The 5688-nt window shown below is 34.3% G+C and carries 6 protein-coding genes; all 6 read left to right on the top strand.

Annotated features, from left to right (window positions below):
* Window positions 1-319 precede the first annotated feature (319 nt).
* Window positions 320-1039: a CPBP family intramembrane glutamic endopeptidase gene (locus E1171_RS08635; protein WP_155205606.1), complete on the top strand. Its 720-nt coding sequence runs from the start codon at window positions 320-322 to the stop codon at window positions 1037-1039.
* A 110-nt stretch (window positions 1040-1149) separates the two neighbouring features.
* Window positions 1150-2139 (top strand): alpha/beta hydrolase family protein, encoded by a 990-nt coding sequence (locus tag E1171_RS08630; protein ID WP_155205605.1) that lies wholly within the window; start codon window positions 1150-1152, stop codon window positions 2137-2139.
* 226 nt (window positions 2140-2365) lie between these two features.
* Window positions 2366-2617 carry a hypothetical protein gene (locus E1171_RS08625; RefSeq protein WP_155205604.1) on the top strand — a complete coding sequence of 84 codons (252 nt, stop codon included), beginning with the start codon at window positions 2366-2368 and terminating at the stop codon, window positions 2615-2617.
* A 301-nt stretch (window positions 2618-2918) separates the two neighbouring features.
* Window positions 2919-3779, top strand: a complete 861-nt coding sequence (locus tag E1171_RS08620; protein ID WP_155205603.1) for a GNAT family N-acetyltransferase — start codon at window positions 2919-2921, stop codon at window positions 3777-3779.
* 10 nt (window positions 3780-3789) lie between these two features.
* Window positions 3790-5184 carry a pyridoxal phosphate-dependent decarboxylase family protein gene (locus E1171_RS08615; RefSeq protein WP_155205602.1) on the top strand — a complete coding sequence of 465 codons (1395 nt, stop codon included), beginning with the start codon at window positions 3790-3792 and terminating at the stop codon, window positions 5182-5184.
* 174 nt (window positions 5185-5358) lie between these two features.
* Window positions 5359-5688 (top strand): Gfo/Idh/MocA family protein (locus E1171_RS08610; protein WP_187696344.1); only part of this gene is annotated, 330 nt, incomplete at its 3' end.

Below are 5688 nucleotides of genomic sequence, written 5' to 3'. Positions count from 1 at the left end.
ATTTCTGATCAATAATTGAAAAACCAACAAGATATTGAGCAATCGTTTTCATAAAAAAGATAAATTAAAAATCGATTAAAAGGAAGGTAGATTCCCGGAGATTCATATTGAAATGCTTGCTGCTTTCCTATCTGATTCAAGGGAAAAACATTCTTTTTACCATTAATGGAAGATGCTTAAAAGTAATTGGAGAAAAGAATATGATGATCCGATGTGATAAATGAAATTTCTCAAACAATGTCTTTTGATAAAATTAACAAGAAAAGCAAAGTTGAATTCATGGGACAAGAAATAATGTAGCGATAATCAATATTAAAAAATGACAATTTTAATAAACCTATTTTTAATAATTCTCAACTGGTTCTCCATTTCAAAGGTGGAGAAGAAAAATATATTCTTTATTTGGATAACACCTTATGAAAAAAGGTTAAATGAATTTTTGAAAGGATTCTTGTTCTTAGGACTGGTGTGCGCCCTTACTCAAATTGGATTATCCATTATCAGTGAAACTTCTTGGTCAATTTCAGATGAAATTAAAGTAGGAAATTTATTGGGTTCATTATTTTATGACTTTAATAATGTCTTATTTGAAGAATTAATTTTTCGGGGATTCATTCTTTTCTTTCTAATTAAAAAAATAGGGCCTCATAGGGGCATACTGACTTCCGCCATATTATTTGCCTTGTATCACTGGATAACTATGGGGGTACTGGGTAACCCATTAGCAATGGCCTTAGTTTTTATTATAACTGGTTCGATGGGATATGTATTTGCCTATGCCTACTCCGTGACAAAATCAATCATTCTTCCATTTGGTTTACACCTTGGTTGGAATCTGATAAATCACAATGTTTTTTCCCAAGGGCCAAATGGAATTCAAATACTAAAGCCAAATAAAAATATGGACATTTCAGGTTCATATGCATTTATTTCATTTTCAACTTTTATTGTGGTAGCTGCAATAACTTATTGGTTCATATTCTCTCAGTTTAAAAGAAAGTTAAACCAATCTACCGGCAACAAAGTAGAAAAGAGTTAAAAAGTTTTTTGTACACACATTTGTTCCTTTTTCTATTTGATAGTGAAAAATTTATTGGTACGACTTACTATCAAAAACCTACCTTGTCTTTCTCAAAAACAATTGAAATTATGTTGAAAAAATTAAAACTCGTTTTGTTCTTATTGATTGCATCCTTTGGTGTAGCTAAATCATTGCCTCCCAATTTGAATGATAGTGCTGCCAGCATTGGAATTGATACAACTGAAATAATTAATATTGGGGGAATAAAGCAATTCATTAGTATTAAATCAAAGGATAGAACAAAACCCTTATTACTCTATTTGCATGGGGGGCCAGGTGAGTCTGTGATGAATAAAGCGGAAACTTTCACATCAGAATTGCAAAATTACTTCGTAGTAATCCATTGGGATCAACGGGAAACTGGAAAAACAAAAGAATTAAATTCATCCCCCACCCTCATCACAGCAGAATTAATGCAAAATGACACAGAAGAAATAATCGAACATTTACTTAAAAAATTTAAACGGAATAAACTATTTCTCGTCGGTCATTCCTGGGGTACTTTTTTAGGATTTCATATAGCCAATCAATCTCCACAACTTCTACACGCCTACATTGCCATTAGCCCAATGGTCAATCCTTTAGAAAGCGAGAAAATTTCTTTGAATATGCTAAAAGAGCATGCTAAACAAACAAATAATGAAAGAGCCATCAAAGAACTTTCTACTGTACAGATTCCTTTTGAAAAATTGGATGATATTTTGTTTTCTCGAAAATGGTTATTTTCATACATTGGCCAACCAGTACCTGATTCTGTAATGACAAAGGTGAGACAATACCTAATCCCTTGGGAGTCCACCTGGCTTTCTGTATTTAATGAGGCAGGTAAACAAAATCTTTTGAAAACAATGCCTTCAATTGAATGTCCGGTCTATTTTTTCGCAGGAAGAAAAGATTATCAAACAAATTTTAAAATAACGGAGGAATACTATAATCAATTAAAGGCGCCAAAAAAGAACCTATTTTGGTTCGAAAAATCGGCACATGGAATTCCAAATACAGAGCCAGCTTTGATGCAGGAGGTAATAATCAATAAAATACTCCCCGAAACGATTTAGCATCGGATAGAAAAACAGCCCAACATCAGATAAAAATTGAATATTTAGACCCATAAAGGATTGAAATTGATTCATTTTTTAAATTAATTTTAGGGATAGCTAAGAATAAAAATGACTTTTTAATTTTAATAATATTGTAGATATGGTACGAAATGGATTTTGGAAATCGTCTGGCAACAATTTGTTTTGGATTAATTTAGTGGAGGAAAAAGTTTTTTGGCTCGGGATGAATCATCAAACAGAAGAAAGCAAGATAGGGGAAAATTGGTGTCACGTTGGAAACGGAACCATAGATGGAGATAAACTATATCTAGCATGGTCAGACATTTCTGTAGGAAAAGATTCCTTAAATGGAAATATAGTAATTGAATTAATTAGTGATATAGAAATGAAGGTAATTGAGGATTCCGGGAATTTTGGACTATCTCAATGGAATTGGGTAAGTGATAAAATGAGCTTTGAAGAAGCAAAAAATTAAATAATAAGGGATTGAAATACTTAATCATTACTCAAAACCAAAACAAAAACCTCTGGAGCAAACCAATGCTTTGAAAGTCAAAATATTGAAATGGTGCCAAAAATTAAACGAGCATTTTCTATATTTTTGGTTACACTTTCCTTTAAGAAAAGGAAAATATTTTTTCTATCACACTCAATTCCACAAGTTTCCTAACCTCAAAGGGATCAATTTCTTTCTATACTAATTAAGTGATAGCTAAAAATAACCCTTGACATATCCTTGACACAACCAGGACTTACCTTTGAAAAAAGAAAAAGATATGATAAAAATTAAAAATCTAGGTAACACTCCATTTGAAGTAATTCATAGAGCATTTATTGATGCTTTTTCTGATTATCAGGAGCCTCTTCAGTTAAGCCTGGAACAATTAAAAAATATGGTGGAAAGAAGGGGATGTAACCTTGAACTATCTTTCGGAGCTTTTAACAATACTCAATTAGTTGGTTTTACCTTAAATGGTATTGACCAATGGAAGAAACAATTAGCAGCTTATGATACGGGAACAGGAATAATTAAAGACTTTCAAGGTAATGGAATAGCCAAAAAAATATTTCAGGATTCATTACCTATATTAAAAGCGAACAATATTAATCAGTACCTACTAGAGGTGCTTCAAACTAACACAAAGGCATTTCAATTATATCAAAAACTAGGGTTTGATATAAGCAATACTTTCGACTACTACATATTTTCTAAGGAGCAGTTGAGGAACGAAAACAGGAGCACAAAGCAAAATTTTGACATCAAAGAAATCTCTAACCTTGACTGGAAAAAATTAGAATCTTTTTGGGATTTTAACCCTTCCTGGCAAAACTCCACCTCTGCCCTATTACGGAAGATAGATAGTTTTTCTATTCTTGGTGTTTTTGAGCAAGGTTCAATTATTGGTTATGGGATTATTGAAAAACTTTCAGGAGACATTCCACAATTAGCCATACATCCAGCCTATAGAAGACAAGGCTTTGGTACTGCATTAATGCAAACCTTGGCAGATTTTGCCAAGGGAGAACAATTAAAAATGATTAATGTAAAATCGGACGATAAGCCTTTTAAACAATTTACAAAAAGCTTACAACTCAAACCTGGAGGTGGTCAATTTGAAATGACGCTTCAACTATAAAAGATCTGAAATGAGCAAATTACAAAAACAAATGCAAGAGGAGCTAGTGGAAAAAAATGTTTTTGACCAGGCACGTACTTATTCATATGAATATATAAATGGAATTGAAAAAATGGATGTCTTTCCTTCCGAAGATAACTTGGAGAGACTTACAAATTTTGATGAGCCACTTCAAAATAAACCTTATTCAGCGGAAAAAATAATTGAAAAACTTCATTTTTTTGGCTCTCCTGCTACTATCGCCCAAACAGGGGGAAGATATTTTGGATTCGTAAATGGTGGAGCAATTCCTGTTTCACTGGGTGCCAAATGGTTGTCTGATGTCTGGGATCAATGTGGAGGATTATACCTGACATCCCCCATCAACGCTAAGCTGGAATCAGTCTGTGAAGATTGGCTAAAAGATATTTTTAATCTCCCAAAAAATACAGTAGCAGGGTTTGTCAGTGGAACATCAATGGCTAACCTATGCGGTTTGGCAGCGGCCCGCTTTCACCTTTTGAATAACTTAGGTTGGGACGTGAATGAAAATGGGATGAATGGTGCTCCTAAATTGAGGATAATTGCCCACGATCAGGTTCATGCAAGTATCAAAAAAACACTTGCCATGCTTGGGTATGGGAAAAATAGCATTGAACGGATGCCATCAGATGATCAAGGACGATTAATTGTGGATGAACTTCCTGAATTAGATAACAGTAGTCTTATACTATTACAGGCCGGAAATGCAAATACAGGATCATTTGATTATTTCGACAAAGTATGTGACCTGGCAAACGAAGTGGGCGCCTGGGTACACATTGATGGAGCATTCGGGCTATGGGCTGCCGCATCCCAACCCTTATCCCATTTAACAAAGGGGATAGAAAAAGCATCTTCCTGGGCAGTCGATGGTCATAAAACTTTAAATACACCTTACGATTCAGGAGCTATCCTATGTCGTTATCCTGATGCTCTTATCAGTGCATTACAGGCTACAGGAGAATACATCATCTATAGCGAACAAAGAGACCCATTGCTTTTTACTCCCGAATTATCTAAACGATCACGAGCCATTGAACTTTGGGCTACAATGAAGTATTTAGGAAAAGAAGGTATGAATGAAATGATCACAGGATTTCATTTGAGAGCAAAGCAACTTGAAGAGGCATTAAAAGAACTTAACTTTCAAATTTTAAATGAGGTTGTCTTCAATCAAGTATTGGTAACTTGTGAAAACGATGAAGAAACCAAACAAGTCATCCAATACATGCAAAGATCAGGAGAATGCTGGTTAGGAGGAACTACATGGAAGGGAAAAGCAGCTATTCGAGTGAGTGTTTGTTCTTGGAGGACGACCGAACAGGATATTAAGCAGACCATTGACCTTTTTAAAAAAAGTAGAGCTTATAAAACATTGACCTAATATGATGGCTGTCCTTTGGAACGGCCATGTCACCCAATTGGATTGACCAATTGAAGAATTAATGTAAAGAAGATAGGAAAGGGAGGCGTCAACAATTCAAACAATTGAAACGACCCGAATCCTACCTTCACAAAACCTTCAAAGTTTTTTATTCGGTGAGAAAATAAATAAAAAATGATAAAAACAGGCTTTATTGGAACAGGTTGGACAGATTTAGGGCAAATACATGCCTTTAAAAAAGCGGGGTTAGTTCCTCAAGCTATTTTTTCCCGGGATTATAAAAAGGCCGAGCTTATAGCCAGTAAGCATGATATTCCTGAGATTTACTCTGATTGGAAAAAGTTAGTGGATTCAGACTCTGTTGATTTGGTTAGCATAGTTGTTCCAACTTGGCTTCATTCAGAAATACTTGCTTATTCAAAAATGGCTGGAAAACATTTTATTTGTGAGGCTCCTTTTTTATCCATGGATGAAATTAATAGCCTTCTAAATTTAAAAAATGAT

The organism is Xanthovirga aplysinae (assembly GCF_009711365.1).
GTDB classification, from domain to species: Bacteria; Bacteroidota; Bacteroidia; order Cytophagales; family Cyclobacteriaceae; genus Xanthovirga; species Xanthovirga aplysinae.
The sequence above is the reverse complement of the archived record's forward strand: the minus strand, read 5'-3'. Positions and strand labels throughout refer to the sequence as shown.